This is a genomic window from Methylocystis echinoides (assembly GCF_040687965.1).
Lineage (GTDB): Bacteria > Pseudomonadota > Alphaproteobacteria > Rhizobiales > Beijerinckiaceae > Methylocystis > Methylocystis echinoides_A.
In genome coordinates this window covers 2328957-2344341 of the sequence record NZ_CP156084.1, presented here as the reverse complement: position 1 = coordinate 2344341, position 15385 = coordinate 2328957, and the positions used below count along the sequence as shown (strand labels likewise).

Genomic DNA, 15385 nt, shown 5'->3' with positions numbered 1-15385 from the left:
CCAATTTGATTAGAACGGAATGTCGTCGTCGAGCTGATCGGAGAGGCGCTGCGAACCGGGCTTCTCGTCCATCGCGATGCGTGGATCATCATAGGTCTTTGACTGCTGCGCTGCGCCGCGAGTGGACTCAGAGCCGTAACTACCCTCTTCGGGCGCCGGACGCGCGCCGGCGCTGTCCAGAAGGCAGAGCTCGCCGCGGAACTGCTTCAGCAGAACCTCGGTGACCTTACGCGCATGTCCGTCGCGATCGGTGTATTCCCGGGTGCATTGCATGCCCTCGACGTAGACGCGCGAGCCTTTCTTGAGATCGTTCTCGGCAATCTTCGCGAGGCCTTCGTTGAAAATCACGACGTTGTGCCATTCAGTGCGCTGCTTGCGCTCGCCCGACCCCTTGTCGATCCACGTTTCGTCCGTCGCGATCGAGAAGCTCACGACGATTTGCCCGCCCTGGGTCGCCCGCGTGTCGGGGTCGCGGCCGAGTCGACCGACCAGGATTACTTTGTTAACGCTGCCCGCCATTGGCCCCTCGCTATGCTGCCGTCGCCGATGCGGCGACGCCGCGAAGAGCGATGTTGAGATAATGCACGCCGTTCTTCAGGCGCTTCTTCTCAACGCCGATCTGTGAAATGATGTTGCCGAACTCGCGGAGGGACGCAGCTTTTCTCTGGGCGCGTTCGCAAAATGAAAGATAGGCGTCGTAAAGATCCGAAGCCTTCACGCGGCCAGCATCGAGCGCCTCATTCCCAAAGTGCACGTTTTGGCGAAGAAATTCGGCAAGGCCGGGATAGGCCGAAGCGGCCTCCGAGATTTTCTGCTCGAGGGCGTCCTGCGCCCCTGCCCTCGCCGCTTCATCGACCTCGATCGCGTCCCGCATGGCTTCGGCGGTCGAACGCGTGTCCGGATCCGGCGCGGCCACCTCTCCGGATTCTGCGCCTAGAGCCTCGGCAAAAACCACAGGAAGCCAATCGCGGTCCTGAGCGAGGATAGCGGCGCGCTTCGCCAACTCGGGCTTTCTGAGCTTCCCGGCGTCGCTCGACGCCCCTTGGCCGTCCATGGCGCGGATGGCGTCGATCGCCTCGTCGCGAGGCTCGGCCTTGAAATAGGCCTCGAAATCCATGTGTCGGCGCAGGTCTCCGGCGATGTCGCAAAACCGCGAGCAAGCCGCGAGAGAGATGCGCGCGGTGTCGAATTCCGCGACGCGATCGGTGCTGACCAGGCCGCCCACGAGCGTGGCGAACGCGACGGGCAGCGTCGCCGGATCTTCGATCTCGTGTCGCGCGCAGATCGCCAGCGCCTTTTCGAAGCCCCCATGACGGATTTCAGCAAGCAAGGCGTTCTCCGGCGCAAAGCCAGATCTAGCCGTCCCCGACGCATGGAGCGGCGAGGCGCCGTAGCCGCAGCCCAAGGCGGCGACCATGAAGAGCATCGCCAGCCGCGGATTGCGCGCGAAGGCGTCGGAAAGCGCCGCGGTCGCCGCCTCGTCGAGAATGGCCCGCGTCGTCCGGCCGATCGGCTCGCTGGGCTTCACTGGCGGCGGTGTCGGCCCCGCAGACGCCCTCTCGCCGCGGGTCGTTCTGGCTTCGGGGGACTGATCGCCCTCTTCCTCTCGCGTCTGAGCTGTGCCCTGCCGAAGGGCGTAAGAAACCTCAAATTCGCCCTCACCGCCGATTTCGACAAAAATGCCGAGCGTCGCCCGCTCTTCCGCTGGAATGGCGCGTAGACGGGCGCGGCCCTGGATCTCGCGCACCTCCAGATCGAGGCTGGCAATCGTGGCCTCGTCGTCGGCTTCTTCCGCCTCGTCGCAGAGGTCCTCGATTTCGTCGAGACGGGCTTGCTCGTCGTCCGTCAGATCGAAGCGCTCGACCCGATCGAAATCGAAGAACTTCGCTTCGCCGTAAGAGGTCTCGAACCAGCCCCAGCCTTCGGCGGCGCAGAGCGCCTCCGCTCTCGCGACGAGGGCGTCGCGCGCCACGGCGTCGAGAATGGGGACGTCGAGAATGAGGCTTTCTTCCTCGAAAAGCTGCTCGTCGAGGCGGCCGCCGGCTGCAACATAGGCGTCGAGCCCGGCGAAGATCACGCGCGCGTCGCGCGTCAAGACGTCATTTCCGGAAAGCGTCCGCGCGATCCAACGCGCACCTACGGTCGCGTGGAACTGGTTGCCCGTAAGAAACGCGTCCTGCGCCTCCTGATTGTCGGTAGCTGAGAAGGCGCGCGCCTGGTCGGCCGTCAGCTCGCCCTTGCGCCAGGCTCCGCGGACCTTCGGCGATAGCCGAGCAAGCCGCAGGCGCCCTTTTACGAAGGCGACCGTCTTGCCTGTCCGCGCGGCGATCGCCTGGGCGTCGAGTCCGAAGCGCTCCTGCAATTCCACGAAGCGCTCGAATTCCTCGACCGGGTGCAAATCGCGGCGATGCACGAAGGAAATCAGAGAGACTTCGGCCGCCGCCTCGTCATCGCCTTCGAAGAAGGTCACTGGGACGGGATAGGCCTCGCCGTCGGGCAGCCTGCTTTCGGCGACGAGGAAGCCAAGTGCGGCCAGGCGCCGGCCGCCGTCGAGCGCTCGCCAGGCTCCGTCCTCCATTCGGACAGTGAGAGGCGTCGTCACGCCGCGCGCAAGGATGCTCGCGGCCATTTCCTCGATTTCTTGTTGGTTGGGCGCGTCCTTGCGCGCGTTGAACTTGGAGACGCCGAAGATTTCAGAAAGCCGTAGAGTCATTGCATCGTCTCGACTGGCGCGAGCGCGGGCCCGCGGGTTGAACTTGCTTTCGCTAGATGGGAAGCATGTGCGCGAAGGCCCACACGGCGACGATCGCGGGCGGCAAGGTCAGGATGGCCCCGGCGCACGCCGGCGAAAAATGGCGGTCCCTGGCGAACAAATAGCTTGCGCGGGCCAAGAGGATCGCGCTGACCGCGCACGGATAGAAAATGACATGAAGCACGGATCCATGGGCGGTCTCATTTCGGGAGGAAGTAGAGGGCGAGCGCGTGGCCCTCAATGGCGATCAAGCCAAATCCGAGAAGCGCGAGACAGGCGAATTTGTTCGCGCGAGTCTTCGCGCCGCGAAGCGCCTTGCGCGTTTGGCTCAACGCGGTCTCTTGCTGGTCGACCACGCTGCGAAGATCTCTGTTTGCGTCGGCGAAGAATCCGATCGTGTCTAGCAGCTCGTCGTCGCTAAGGGTTTTTGGGGCAAGGAATTCGATTACGCTGGTCAAAACTGACATTGCTTTTCCTTCATGGTTTCTGGTCAGATGCTCAGGCTGAATACGAAGGCGCTCACTGCGAAAATGAAGAGTGTCCAGGCGATCAGCAAAAGGATCGCGGCCTTTCTTGCGTATCCTTCCCCGCGCGCTCCCTTGGCTCGTTGCAGGACGATGTAGGAGAGCGCGGCGAGCGGGAGAGAAATCATTGCCGCCCTTCAGAACTGCGCCGCTGTCGCGGCTATGTCGAGAATTTGGTTTCGGGGCGAGGGGTCGGCGTGGTCAGCGCGCAGCGTCCGGGCCATGTCGATGATCAAAGGCAGGTCGTCGCCGATCTCGGCGCCACGGTAGCCTTTGTGGACCAAGGCGAGGGCGACGGCGGCGCGGTCGTCGAGGTTAATGTAATCGGGTATGGCTTCCGCCATCGCGGATAAGACGCCTTCTCGAGTACGCATCTCTAATCTCCTTACCTTGAATGCAGCGGCGGGCGCAGAATGGTCCGCCAACGCCCGCCGCCTTCGCCTGCTACGCGTGACCTTGCGAAGGCGGTGTTGGGTCGGGCGGCGAGAGGCGCTGATGAGACGAAAAGGAAGTCGCGGGGCTGCGCTCGCCGGCGATCGGCAATGCGATGTGGCGCGGGCGCTTGCTGGCGCTGATGAGCAGCCGCCCAGGCGGTGCGGAGGCATTGCGCGAACGACCAGCCCATTTGCAGCCGCACGCCCTGGCGGTAGCGGAGATGCGCGTCTTTAAAGACGACCGACCTGTCGCGTTTCTGGGGCTGCTTGTTCGCCCGGTGGCGACTTGGCGGACGGACTGGGCCCCTTGTCCGTCGACGCCGGAGACCGGAAAAGCGCCGGTACGAGCGGTGATTACCCCAGGGGCGGATTCTTTGACCCTGGTTAGTCTTAGCGGCGGTAGCACTGTAGCGGCCATGCCATTCTCCATCGCCGGAATGACGATGGAGGAAAGCGATAAACCATTCCGGTATTCCCAGTCAATACCCTTTTGGTATTTCAGTACACCATTATGATCTAACGCTTGCGGGGAGCGAGTGGAACAGTTGCCGGTTTACTGCTTATGACCCCAAAGCGGTCATTCGTGGGGGTAAGGGCGCGGCCGTCGTGTAAAGGGGGCTGATTTTCGCGCGGTCTATCCGACTGGCCTAGTCACGCACTATAGTACACGCGGCGGTCCGAGGAAGGGGATACAATGAATTACGCACGGTTGCTTACGGAAGGTGTAGGATCATGGCTTCACTTCGAGACCGCCTGCGATCGTAGCGGTCTATTCAGCGAGAAGTATTTGACCCATCCGATCGGACAGATCCTAAGCGCACGGAGTGGGAATCGAGCGATCGCTGAGTATAAGTGACCTGCCACTGAAGTTTCATCCAGCGGCGATTGGAGCCCCGTGGAGTTTTACGCCGTGAGGCGCGATGTGAGCAACATGCGATCGGCGAAGCTGGTCGGGGTTGCGCAGCCGATTGCATGTTGCGGGGAGCGAGGCGGCGTAGGCTGCCGGGGTTAGGTAGGCGAGCGCGGAATGCGGTCGCCGGTGATTGTAGTCATCGACCCAGGCCGCGATCTTCTCTCGGGCGTGGTCTAGCCCGAGAAACAGCGTCTCGTTTAGGAGTTCGTCGCGCATCCGCCCATTGAAGCTCTCACAGAAGCCGTTCTGCATGGGCTTGCCCGGGGCGATGAAATGCCAAGCGATCCGATGCTCCTCTGACCAGGAGAGCATCGCGTTCGAGGTGAACTCCGTGCCATTGTCGGAAACGATCGTCCCTGGCTTGCCGCGCCTGCCGATCAGCGCCGTAAGCTCCCGCGCGACGCGACGGCCCGAAATCGACGTGTCGGGGATTGCTGCGAGACATTCACGCGTCGCGTCGTCCACGATGTTCAGAACCCGGAAGCGGCGACCGCTAGCGAACTGGTCGTGAACGAAGTCGAGCGACCACCGCGCATTGGCCTTTGCCTCAATTGGAATTGGCCCCCGTGTCCCGACGGCGCGTTTTCGCGATCGTCGTTTGCGCACGCTCAGGCCCTCCTCGCGATAGAGCCGGTAGATGCGGTTGACGCCCGAAGGCTCGCCCGCCTGGCGCAGCAAAATGAATAAACGCCGGTAACCGAAGCGCTTGCGGGCGTTGGCGAGATCGCGGATCTGCTCCCGCAGCTCTATGTCCGGCGAACGCCGAGAACGATAGCGGATCATCGTGCGATCCGCGCCGACAAGGCCACAGGCCCGCCGTTCCGACAGGCCCATCGCGGCCCGCAGATGCGCGACTCCCTCGCGCTTGGCGGCGGGCCCTACCATTTTTTTGACAGAAGCTCACGGAGCGCGGAGGCGTCGAGCATGGCTTCCGCCAACAGCTTCTTAAGCTTTACATTCTCCTCTTCCAGCGCCTTCAGACGCTTAGCCTCCGAAACGTCCATGCCGCCGTATTTGGCTTTCCAGTTGTAGAGCGTCGCTTCGGAAACGCCGTGCTTGCGGGCGAGATCGGCGGTCTTCGCGCCTGCCTCATGCTCCCGCAGCACGCCGATAATCTGCTCTTCAGTGAAACGTGCACGCTTCATTCGTCCGTCCTCTCAAAGGCCGGACTCTAATCGGTCGTGGAGGAACTTTGCAGTGCCAGGTCATAAGCACCCTGTAATTGCTCCACTCACTAAGGGGGCTGGCCGTAGGCCAGAAATTGACTTCGTCGTTTGCGAGCCCTATCCAAAAGTCTCTATTGCTGTGGAGTCAAAATGGATCGGTCGGACAAAACCGTCTGTCAAAAGCATTCTCTGGGATCTAATTCGCCTTGAACTGATCGCGCATCACGAGAAGGCCAGATGTTTCTTTGTACTTGGAGGCAAGCGCGCTGATTTGAATAGTTACTTTTCCATTGAAGCCTTTTCGGACGCCTCGACCAAACCACATCGAAAGCCTCTTCTTAGGCACGATAAGAACCTCCTTCACAAAACGAATTTGGTCCCCCTCGATAAAGTTCGGATTCCCATTTTGAGGGAAATCTTTGTACCTTATCTTGATCTTGAATTTCCTCATAAAATAGTCACTCGGCGGAGTGCGCCTTTCCCATCGGACCCAAAATCAGGTATGTTCCAAGTGTACACTTGGGAAGTGATGTCGGCGCCTAGACGAGACACGTTTCGGCCTCGCAACTCGAAGCATTATGCTTGCATCAGCCGCAAGCTTAGCACATAGGGACCATTTGGAACCCTGCGCGAGGGTCAGGTAATAGCGCATAGCCGTCGAACGCCCAAGGGCGTTTTTGACCGTTTTTGACCCTAATCTGACGTTCCTCCCTTCGAGGTACTTATACGACTTGTTCAGCCTTGCCGGTTCCGCGCCGGGTTCGAGCGCGTCCGTTCTCGTAGCCAACTAATGCGAGGAACCAGAGCTAGGATTCTGGCTTTCGAAAGGCCTCTTGGAAAAACTCAAACATGCGTTTTTGGTGGGCGTAGTAGGGCTTACGCACCTCGGCAGGATTGAGCGCGAGTAGCGCCGCAGTTAGCGTCGCTGCATCAGCAAGTGCGCTCAGCACACGTGGCTTGTCCTGGTCGGTGTGTAGGCCCGCATTGAACTCTTTGATAAGGCGATCGACTTCTTTGCCAAGCGCGGTCATCCGCGCCATGTTGCCTGCGGAGTTGACTGCGATGAACGCCCAAAGCCGATTCTTATATTGTTCCTTCCCAACTTTACGGCCATCGAAATCTGACCCTCGTGCTGGGAAAAGCACATCGGCGAGCCTTTCCATGTATCGCCGACATGAAACAGCTGCTTGAGCGATGTCCTCCTCATTCTGTGCGCGCTCCAGCGCGGCGACTGCGGACCCCAATGCGTTAAAAAGCTGAGGATTCAGGTCTTCCAAAACCATGACGAGTTCAAATGCTTCGTCCGCGCCACCTTGTAGGTGAGGCGTTATAGCCTCTCGGAAGTTGGATACGCGTTCGAAATGTTCGATCGTGTCAAAGTTGTCAAAGATTGTGCCATGGGCACCTCGATTTTCCCAAGCAACATCGGTGTAACCGAGCTTCTGCATTTCAATGGGCTGTTGCTCGTCCCGGTGGTCCTCATCACCCATCGAAAAGAACACGCGACAGCTAGAGCCCTCAATGCGGTAGCGAGCAACCGTCGAATTCCTGAAAAGCGCGAGGTGAGGTCCGTAGGCGTAATCGACCTCCATCAGGCCGAGGTAACTCTCTTCAGGAGTGAGAGCGGCGTGAAGCTGTCTCGCAATCTCCTGCGTCATGTTCTCAAAAATAAGCGCATAGACCGTAGCAGTCCCAAATGTTGCGCGGAGGCGCTGTTCATGAAGAAGAGACCAAGTTCCCGCGAAATAGACCCGTTCGGTGAGTTGGTCATAGCCTTCCGACGTCTCGTTGTAGCTATAGATCGCGATGTCACCCACCGAGACCTTCATATGGCGCTTAGAAGCCTGAAGGATGCCGAGCCCAAAGACGATCTCCCTGATGGGATAGCCGTAGAACCCTTTGAACTTGGGGACGTCTGAGTTGAAGAGTAAGGTGATATTCATCTTGCTCCTCCGCGCTCGTGCCGCGGGTATAAGTGGGGTTAACGCAACAAGACCTCGCCGGATAGAGAAGAAATTGCCAAAGTATAGCCGGGCCTCTCCCTCGCTCCGATAAATATCGGCTTTAGATGAGACGCCAACGTCAGTATGGCGGATTTCTGACTCGTAGGATTTCGCCGTCGTGACAAGGGCGCCAAGATTTGGACCACTAGTCCGAAGTTTTGACCGCGTCATGGAAGTCATTCTCATGAACGATCAGCACCCGGGCGCCGGCCTTTCTGAGCTCCACAGCCTTTTCAACTTTTCGCCCATAGCAGGCATACATCCAGCAAGGGTTGCCATCAGAGCCGACTATAAGATAGCCAACCTTCGAAGACATAGACGATACGACGCGCCCGCCGCGGTCCTTGATCAACCCTGTGAACTCTTCGCGAGAATACCGAAAAGACTTCCCCGTCAGGCAAAACGTTTCGCTGCCGAACCTTATTTTCGGTTTAACCGCGCATACACCAACCAACCGTTGACCGTCATCGAAGGCGGTGGGCTGTCTGATCGTCCGGTCATCGAGGATCGCGGTGAATTCTTGGAAGAAGCTGAGCAGCATCCTGTGCTCGGCTTCTTCAATTTTTCCGTCTGACAAGACGTCGGTGACAACACTCTTAATTTCGTCATATGGCCAGATCGTTGCTAAATGTTCGTGCTCCGAGAGCCAAGCAGATAGGCCTATCAGCTCTTGGGTGGTGATGCGCCCATCAGAGGCGATGCCACTCAAAATTGCGTGCAGCCTCTGCATATGTGCCGCTGTTCTATCGGCATATTCCGTGGACTGAAGCCTTCCAAAAACCCAAGTAAGATCTTCTTTCTCATCTTCTGTTATGACGCCATCCAGCAGGATTCTATGCACAATAGGGATGACCTCATTGAACGGATGACGCTCCGCCAGGAACCTATGGTCCTCTAGCCATCGATGTAAAAACTCTATTTCTTCGGGATTAATTTCGGCATCTATGGTTATCCCATGTATTATTCCGCTGAGCGTGTTTATCGCCTTATCAATCCGCGACTTTTTTGTGAATGCAAAATAGCCTCTATGATCCGCATGTATTAGCGCATTACCGTCAGTTGGCTGTTTATTACTCTTCTGGCGAATGGGAGAGCCTGTCCGACTGATCCATTCGTTTAGGCTTAAACCAGACTCGGTCAACGCTTTGACAAGAATCAACCCGGCGGCCCGCGCGTCCTCTCTAGGATCGTGGTGCTGAAATTCAATTCCCAAATCTTCAGCAAGATTCCCGAGGCCGTAGCCGGAACGGGCGTAGCGATCCCATGTGCCTCTTACTACTGCCGCGGTGTCAACCCAGGTGACGGGGAGTTCTGGAAATCCATACATCTGAGAAATTTTTTTCAGGGCGGATCGGTCGAAATGCGTGTGGTGTGCAATTACATGCCCATCTAGAACGGTCAAAAGTAATGGAAAAATCTCTCTCATTTTAGGCTTTCCGACTACATCCTCCGGTCTTATCCCGTGGATAGAAATATTCTTTCGGCTGAAGTGTGTTTCTGGATCCACAAGGAAACTTAGAGAGTTGAAAAGCTGGCCGCCCTTGAAATGTACAAGACCGACGGCACATATGCTAGAAATATCAGAGTTAGCTGTCTCTATGTCTATGACAATGAACTCTGGCATGTCCCCCGCCCATCAGTCTGTCGTAAATCTGCCGGCATATCGGCCAATGATGTTCACTTCGTCAGCCAGAACCTCATACGGCTCATATTGCGGGTTAAGAGATAAAACGCGGAGTTTTAGCGGCTCACTCTTATGAACAATCTGAAGTTGCTTCACGACGACGGAGTAACCGTCCCATAGAACGAAAATTCCCTCTGGGTTAGGGAAGATCATTCGCTTATCAACGAAGACGCGATCCCCTTGCTTTAGGCGCGGCTCCATTGAGTCACCGATCACTTCGAAGACAAGAATGTCCTTGGGTGACGCTCGCAGAAGCCCAGTGACAACAGGCCCCGGGAGAGACCATTCGCCTGCGACGCCCTCAGCCGCATAGGTGTTGCCGTTGTGGTCAAATGTGACCCGTTCCTCGCTTCTAATGCCGCCGCCGCCAGCGCCGCCGCGGACATCCGCTTCAAAAATTACCTCTCTTTTGCTGCGTTTGAGGTCGCCGTCGACAGACGAGACCACCGTAGCCTTTGCGCTGTCGTCTCCCTTTGATTGCCTGGGTTCGAACAGCAAGTCGGCCGGTGTGACACCAAGGGCTGGCGCGATCCGCTCGGCCCATTCCTTGGTCATCTTACGGGAGTTCTTCCCGGCTGGGTAATTTATTAACCGCCAGATTTGGGGCTGCTGCACACCGACACGGCGCGCAAGCTCCGCTCCTGTAATCCCGGCTTCCTCCAACAACTCGGCTAACCTGTTCATACCAAGATGGTAATTGTCCGGCCGGCGGCGCTCAAAAACCATTTTGGAATTTTCTCTTGCCAAATAATACCCTTCTGGTATCCATGCGGCATGAAGCTTCAGCACTTCCTTGAGCATAACAATATGAGCCGCGCCGATTTCGCGAAGGCTGTCGGTGTCTCTGAAGTTGCAATCACCCGCTACGTCGGCGGCAAGAGGATGCCACGGCCCGATCTTCTTGTGAAAATCAAGGAAGCCACGAGAGGGGCCGTTACCGCGGACGACTTCCTTCCGTCTTCCGCATCACCTGAGGGATCGAGTCCTTTTTCCCCAGAGGCCGCTGAATGACCCGGAATGCACAGAGCGCATTGTTGAAGAGCTTCGCGCGGTTCACTCCCGCGCGGAGGACGCAGCGTGAAAGGAGTCGAAGACTTTCCCGCTCCGTAGCCCTCCTTGGGCGTTTCCTCCCTTGACTGGCCGGCGCCCCAGCGCCGGCCCTTTTTCGGAGGGTGAGTTTGGTAAGCATGAAGCTGTTCTCGTGCTGAGTTTTTAGGTTTCGCGGCGACGCGTCCGGTTGCAGCCGAAAGCGTCGTTCATGTGTCGGAGTCGTTTGTTGTTCGCCTGTCCATGCCCAGAGGTTGGCATGGAAGGCTTCGGAAATGTCCGAAAAATCGTCGGAGACAAAATTGGCCGCATTGATCGAGGTCCAGGCGCTTGTTCGGGACATCGCCGGCGTCGAGCCGGGCGACACGATCAAGCGCCAAATCTCCCGCGCTGCGCGTCGCATCGGCTTTATGTCCGCCTCGCGGGTCAAAGACTGCTGGTATGCAGACGAAAGAATAAGGGTCCGCGCCGACGAGTTGCGTGGTCTGCGCGAAATCGCCAACGCCAATGACAAGGCAGAAGAAGCCCGTGAGGAATTCGCCAAACTCGAAAAAAGGGTTCAGCTTCTTGAAGCTGCCCTTCGCCTTTCGGACGCGGACGCATATCGCGCTTTGGTTGATCCGCAGTGGGCAGGCTCTCGGGAAGATCGTGGCGTGGTGGATTGATCCGTCCGGAGCGGCGAAGCGATGATCGGCAACCGCCATCCCCAGCCACGCTCTGCCCGTCGGTCAGCCGGTCCGGAGCCGCTGCGCGCGCCGCTCCGTGAAGATCGTTCTACGGTAGACAGCGAAGCGGATGACCGCTCCAACCTCTATTTCGCGCTCCGCAATCTTTCCTCTGGCCGCCTGACGCATATGGAGGCCGAGATTGCCTCCCTGCTCTACCGGCGCGCCCAGGTTTCGAAAGAGGCACTGCTTGCGGCGACCCATGATCCGAGCAAGGGCGACGACGAGCGGACCGTCGATATCGTCAAAGTCCATATATCGGCGCTCCGTCGGAAGCTCGCCCCCGCGGGGGTGAGAATCGAGACTATACGACCGGGTTTTTATCGCTTCGACGCGCAAGCAAAGGCGCGCCTGCGACAGCTCCTGGGAGCCGCCGAAGCATGACGGCCCGGACCCAAAACCACAAAGGCGGGGATCTGTTCGCGCGCCCTGCTTCGCGCAACGAAGAAAAGGCGGCGCCAAGGCGACCGCTTTCTCTAGGACCGCGCATCTGCGCCTTCTGTGGGCATCTGGCGCCATTCGGCAAAGGCAATGTCCGCGCGCCAGAAACAATTGTCTGGGCCTGTCGGGAGCATCGCAAAAATCTTGGCTGAGACTGACGACCAACAGCCGGCTTCGACCGGCCCTCCTTCCGATCGGTGAAACTGCGAGTCAGATCGTGAGCGAATGCGCGCGCCGGGACAAGCTGCCTCAACGTCGGGGGTCTGAATCCTTCGAAACGTGGTTTGAGGGCCAGCAATTCGTCGTCACCTGCAGCAGCTTTGAAGGCGGAAGGCTTGCGGAGGTCTTCGTCAGCGCCATCAAGACGACGACGCTCTTCGATCACCTGGCTCGCGATACGGGGCTATTGCTCTCTCTCGCCCTTCAGTATGGCGCTACGGCCGAAACCCTGGCGACGGCGGTTTCGCGTGACAGCGATGGAAAGCCGCAAGGGCTCGCGGGCCACGTTCTCGACGCCATCGAGAGGGGCAAAGATGTCGCGCCAAGGAACGTTGAGAGGCCGTTGATATGAGCGTCTCGGAGGATTTTGCCTGGCGCGAATGGATCGACGAAGCGCGGCGTGTGACCGTCGCAAGCTATTGCGCCGCGCGCGGGCTCAAGATCAGGCCCGGCGACGCCGGGCAGCCCTGCCCCGGCTGCGGCGGCCGCGATCGCTTTTCCGTCAACACCCGGAAGAACGTCTGGAACTGCCGAGCGTCGGGGTTTTCCGGCGACGCGATCGCCCTGGCCCAGCATATCGACGGTCTCGACTTCCTCGGCGCCTGTGAGGCGGTGACCGGCCGCGCGCCCCCGGGCCGTGACGCGAGGGAGACGCCGGAGGAGCGGCGGGAGCGAGAGGCGCGCCTCGCCGCGCGGGAAGAAAAACGGATCGCTGAGGAAGCACGGCGAGCCCGGGAGCAGAACGCCTATCGTGAAGCGGAGCGTCGTCGCGCCTGGGGCTTCTGGCAGCGCTCTATCCAGATTGAGGGGACGCCCGCGGAGGCCTATCTCGAGCGGCGGCGAATCCGGCCGCACGCGACCTCACGACTGCGTTTCGCGGCCGAAATGGAGCTCTGGACGGAATCGAGACGCACGGTCGCGCGCAGGGGGCCGGCGATGCTCGCGGCGATCGAAGGCGTCGACGGCCGTTTCACAGGCGTGCACGTCACCTGGATTGATCTCGACGCGCCAAAGGGCAAGGCGGAAACGATCGATCCCGAGACGGGCCTGATGCTCCCGGCAAAGAAGGTGCGGGGCTCTCTCAAGGGCGGATCAATCCGCATGGTCTCCGCCGGGCACAAGCCGAGGCGCTGGTTTCTCGGCGAAGGCATCGAGACCGTCCTTTCGGTCTATTGGTCCCTCGTCGAGGCTGGCTCCGCCCTCATAGAGGGCGCGGAATTCCGCACAAGCGTGGATCTCGACAACCTTGGCGGCAAGGCCAAGGGCCGCGTTCGACATCCGACGAAGACCTTCGTCGACTCCAAGGGCCGCACGCGGCCGGTCATCGCGCGTGACGACACGCCAGTGGACCCCGAGCTGGATTGGCCTGTCATCTTTATCCCGCCGAGCGTCGACGAGCTCGTCCTCCTCGGCGACGGAGACAGCGATCCTTTCACCACCCGCCTGGCGCTGTTGCGCGCGGCCAAGCGATTTTCGCGGGAATATCCCGCTCTCGCCATAAAACTGGCGATGAGCGAGGAAGGTCTGGATTTCAATGATATGCGTATGAGGCAGCGCTGGTGAGCGAAAAGAAGGATATCGCCACCGCCGTCGAAGGCGCCGAAGTCGTGATTTTTCCGGGCGTCCGTCGCTCGCCCGCTGCACAAGGCGAGGACGCGGACTTTCCTGGCGACAGGCCCGCGAGCGACGGCGGCGGATCGGAACCGCCTGAAAGCGACGCGCCGCCGCCTGAAGACGATGGTGGCTCTGACGGCGACGTGATTGACGATATGAACGGCGAGTATAGCTTCGTGCTTATGGGCTCGCGCGCGGTGATTATGCGCGAGACGCCGCATGCCCCGATCGAGGACCGCACCCGCGTCCTTTCGATCGATGCGTTCAAAGCTTACTTTCAAAACCAACTACGCCCCGTCAAGCGGCGGGAGCGGCAGGAAGACGGGTCTTACAAGACGGTCACCCGCCATATGGCGATCGCCCCCTATTGGCTCCGGCACAAGCGGCGGCGCACCTATGACGGAATAGAGTTTTTCCCCGACGCGAAGAATGCTTCTGGCACGCCTGGCTATTTCAATTTGTGGCGGGGCTTTTCTGTCTCGCCCGACGCGGAGACGGAGCCGGGAGAGCGCTGGAAAAAGTATTTCACCTTCCTCGACCATGTGAAGGCGAATATTTGCGACGGCGACTACCAGGTTTTCAGGTGGGTCTGGCACTGGTTCGCGCATATTGTGCAGCGACCGCGCGAGCGCATCGGCACGGCGATCGTGCTGCGCGGGAAGATGGGAACCGGTAAGACGATCGTCGGCGACGTCATAGGGTCGCTATTTGCCTCGCATTATTTCCTTGTCGACGATCCCCGGTATCTGGTGGGTCAGTTCAACGCGCATATGGCGAGCTGCCTCCTGCTCCAGGTCGACGAAGGCTTCTGGGCTGGCGACAAGGCCGCTGAAGGCCGGCTAAAGGGGCTTGTCACTGCGCCAAAGCAAATGATCGAAGCCAAGGGCGTTGACCCAATCCGCCTTGATAACTATGTGCGGTTGCTTTTCTCTTCGAATGAAATCTGGGTTGTTCCCGCCGGCATGGATGAGCGGCGGTTCGCGGTGTTCGATGTCGCCGACCATTGGAAAGAAGACCATGGCCGGTTCGCACAGCTCTACGCCGAGCTCAACAGCGGCGGGAGAGAGGCGCTTTTAGCGGATTTGCTCGCCGTCGATCTCGACGCGCCCGACGCGCCCAATGTTCGGGTCATTCCAAAAACGGAGGCGCTGCTCGAGCAGAAAATCCGCTCTCTCGACCCGATCGCCGCATGGTGGCTCGGACGCCTCGTCGATGGCTCTCAAACCCATCGCGCCGCCGGTTGGCGCGAGAGAGTGCCGTCCTCGACGATCTTCAACGATTACCTTCGAACGGTCGAGAAGCTCGGCGTCCGACGCAAGTCCGCGGAGATAGAGTTTGGGATGCAAATGCGCCGGCTTTTGCCGGATCTGAAGCGGGTGAAGTCGACCGAAGAGGTCGAGGTCTTCGATGAGCAAAGCGGCGCCCATCACACCGTGATCCGGCGCGTGTGGTGTTTGGAATTCCCGAGCTTGGTCGACGCTCGCGCCGCGTTCGACGCGGCGCTCAAGCAGCAATTCAAATGGAATGAGCCGGGAGATGGCGAGGCGGAGGCCGAATGACGATCAAGCGAACAAAGAACATATGCGGACCGCTTCGTTCTTCGCATGCGTGTGCTGGTGGCGCGCGCGTGCGAATTGCAACCGAAAGCATCTGAAAGTGTCCCATGTGTCCCATGTCTGGTTTCAACATGGGACGCGGTAAGGCGCTGAACTTACAGAGGTTGCCCCATCTGTCCCATGTGTCCCATCTTTTTCTCGCGCGCGCATTGAGGTCACCAAATGGCGTAGGCGCGACCGTTCAACCCTTGAGGTCGCGACGGCAAAATAGATGGGACACATGGGACACATGGGGCAACGCGTTTGT

General features: G+C 59.4%; 15 protein-coding genes. 5 read left to right on the top strand and 10 right to left on the bottom strand.

From position 1 onward, the window contains the following. Window positions 1-9 precede the first annotated feature (9 nt). The 10 genes from ssb to RVU70_RS11410 form a co-directional block, all read right to left on the bottom strand. Entirely contained in the window at window positions 10-519 is a 510-nt protein-coding gene (gene ssb / locus RVU70_RS11455) for a single-stranded DNA-binding protein (protein ID WP_363346340.1), read from the bottom strand. A gap of 10 nt (window positions 520-529) precedes the next feature. Beyond that, window positions 530-2713, bottom strand: a complete 2184-nt coding sequence (locus RVU70_RS11450; protein WP_363346338.1) for a ParB N-terminal domain-containing protein — start codon at window positions 2711-2713, stop codon at window positions 530-532. A 239-nt stretch (window positions 2714-2952) separates the two neighbouring features. Next, the gene (locus tag RVU70_RS11445) at window positions 2953-3219 is read right to left on the bottom strand and encodes a hypothetical protein (protein WP_363346336.1); all 267 of its coding nucleotides are present in this window, start codon (window positions 3217-3219) and stop codon (window positions 2953-2955) included. A 23-nt stretch (window positions 3220-3242) separates the two neighbouring features. Further along, complete coding sequence (locus RVU70_RS11440; protein ID WP_363346334.1) at window positions 3243-3404, bottom strand: hypothetical protein; 162 nt, start codon at window positions 3402-3404, stop codon at window positions 3243-3245. A 9-nt stretch (window positions 3405-3413) separates the two neighbouring features. Continuing rightward, complete coding sequence (locus tag RVU70_RS11435; RefSeq protein WP_363346332.1) at window positions 3414-3650, bottom strand: hypothetical protein; 237 nt, start codon at window positions 3648-3650, stop codon at window positions 3414-3416. Window positions 3651-4581: 931 nt separating this feature from the next. Continuing rightward, window positions 4582-5768 (bottom strand): IS3 family transposase gene (locus RVU70_RS11430; protein WP_363346330.1). Its coding sequence is split into 2 segments (ribosomal slippage): window positions 4582-5516 and window positions 5516-5768, totalling 1188 coding nucleotides; the frame shifts between segments, so codons are not numbered across the junction. Window positions 5769-5985: 217 nt separating this feature from the next. Beyond that, window positions 5986-6240, bottom strand: coding sequence for a hypothetical protein (locus RVU70_RS11425; RefSeq protein ID WP_363346328.1), 255 nt, complete (start codon window positions 6238-6240; stop codon window positions 5986-5988). 355 nt (window positions 6241-6595) lie between these two features. Continuing rightward, the gene (locus RVU70_RS11420) at window positions 6596-7732 is read right to left on the bottom strand and encodes a hypothetical protein (protein WP_363346326.1); all 1137 of its coding nucleotides are present in this window, start codon (window positions 7730-7732) and stop codon (window positions 6596-6598) included. Between the two features lie 205 nt (window positions 7733-7937). Beyond that, complete coding sequence (locus RVU70_RS11415) at window positions 7938-9416, bottom strand: exonuclease domain-containing protein (protein ID WP_363346324.1); 1479 nt, start codon at window positions 9414-9416, stop codon at window positions 7938-7940. 12 nt (window positions 9417-9428) lie between these two features. Beyond that, complete coding sequence (locus tag RVU70_RS11410) at window positions 9429-10277, bottom strand: S24 family peptidase (RefSeq protein WP_363346322.1); 849 nt, start codon at window positions 10275-10277, stop codon at window positions 9429-9431. Here RVU70_RS11410 and RVU70_RS11405 point away from each other — a divergent pair. The 5 genes from RVU70_RS11405 (at window position 10167) to RVU70_RS11385 (ending at window position 15081) form a co-directional block, all read left to right on the top strand. Further along, window positions 10167-10487 (top strand): helix-turn-helix transcriptional regulator, encoded by a 321-nt coding sequence (locus RVU70_RS11405; protein ID WP_363346320.1) that lies wholly within the window; start codon window positions 10167-10169, stop codon window positions 10485-10487. The two genes, RVU70_RS11410 and RVU70_RS11405, sit on opposite strands and share 111 nt — an antisense overlap. A gap of 311 nt (window positions 10488-10798) precedes the next feature. Further along, on the top strand, window positions 10799-11188 hold the full coding sequence (locus RVU70_RS11400) for a hypothetical protein (protein ID WP_363346318.1): 390 nt from the start codon (window positions 10799-10801) through the stop codon (window positions 11186-11188). Window positions 11189-11209: 21 nt separating this feature from the next. Then, window positions 11210-11632 carry a winged helix-turn-helix domain-containing protein gene (locus RVU70_RS11395; protein ID WP_363346316.1) on the top strand — a complete coding sequence of 141 codons (423 nt, stop codon included), beginning with the start codon at window positions 11210-11212 and terminating at the stop codon, window positions 11630-11632. Between the two features lie 624 nt (window positions 11633-12256). Further along, entirely contained in the window at window positions 12257-13471 is a 1215-nt protein-coding gene (locus RVU70_RS11390; protein ID WP_363346314.1) for a DNA primase, read from the top strand. Then, window positions 13468-15081: a primase-helicase family protein gene (locus tag RVU70_RS11385; protein ID WP_363346313.1), complete on the top strand. Its 1614-nt coding sequence runs from the start codon at window positions 13468-13470 to the stop codon at window positions 15079-15081. Before RVU70_RS11390 ends, RVU70_RS11385 begins: the two co-directional genes overlap by 4 nt. Window positions 15082-15385: the final 304 nt, after the last annotated feature.

Coding starts and splice junctions, on each gene's coding strand:
- RVU70_RS11405 (WP_363346320.1), top strand. CDS start 10,167: ATGGTAATTGTCCGGCCGGCGGCGCTCAAAAACCATTTTGGAATTTTC.
- RVU70_RS11415 (WP_363346324.1), bottom strand. CDS start 9,416: ATGCCAGAGTTCATTGTCATAGACATAGAGACAGCTAACTCTGATATT.
- RVU70_RS11445 (WP_363346336.1), bottom strand. CDS start 3,219: ATGTCAGTTTTGACCAGCGTAATCGAATTCCTTGCCCCAAAAACCCTT.
- RVU70_RS11395 (WP_363346316.1), top strand. CDS start 11,210: ATGATCGGCAACCGCCATCCCCAGCCACGCTCTGCCCGTCGGTCAGCC.
- RVU70_RS11450 (WP_363346338.1), bottom strand. CDS start 2,713: ATGACTCTACGGCTTTCTGAAATCTTCGGCGTCTCCAAGTTCAACGCG.
- RVU70_RS11410 (WP_363346322.1), bottom strand. CDS start 10,277: ATGCTCAAGGAAGTGCTGAAGCTTCATGCCGCATGGATACCAGAAGGG.
- RVU70_RS11390 (WP_363346314.1), top strand. CDS start 12,257: ATGAGCGTCTCGGAGGATTTTGCCTGGCGCGAATGGATCGACGAAGCG.
- RVU70_RS11425 (WP_363346328.1), bottom strand. CDS start 6,240: ATGAGGAAATTCAAGATCAAGATAAGGTACAAAGATTTCCCTCAAAAT.
- ssb (WP_363346340.1), bottom strand. CDS start 519: ATGGCGGGCAGCGTTAACAAAGTAATCCTGGTCGGTCGACTCGGCCGC.
- RVU70_RS11400 (WP_363346318.1), top strand. CDS start 10,799: ATGTCCGAAAAATCGTCGGAGACAAAATTGGCCGCATTGATCGAGGTC.
- RVU70_RS11440 (WP_363346334.1), bottom strand. CDS start 3,404: ATGATTTCTCTCCCGCTCGCCGCGCTCTCCTACATCGTCCTGCAACGA.
- RVU70_RS11420 (WP_363346326.1), bottom strand. CDS start 7,732: ATGAATATCACCTTACTCTTCAACTCAGACGTCCCCAAGTTCAAAGGG.
- RVU70_RS11435 (WP_363346332.1), bottom strand. CDS start 3,650: ATGCGTACTCGAGAAGGCGTCTTATCCGCGATGGCGGAAGCCATACCC.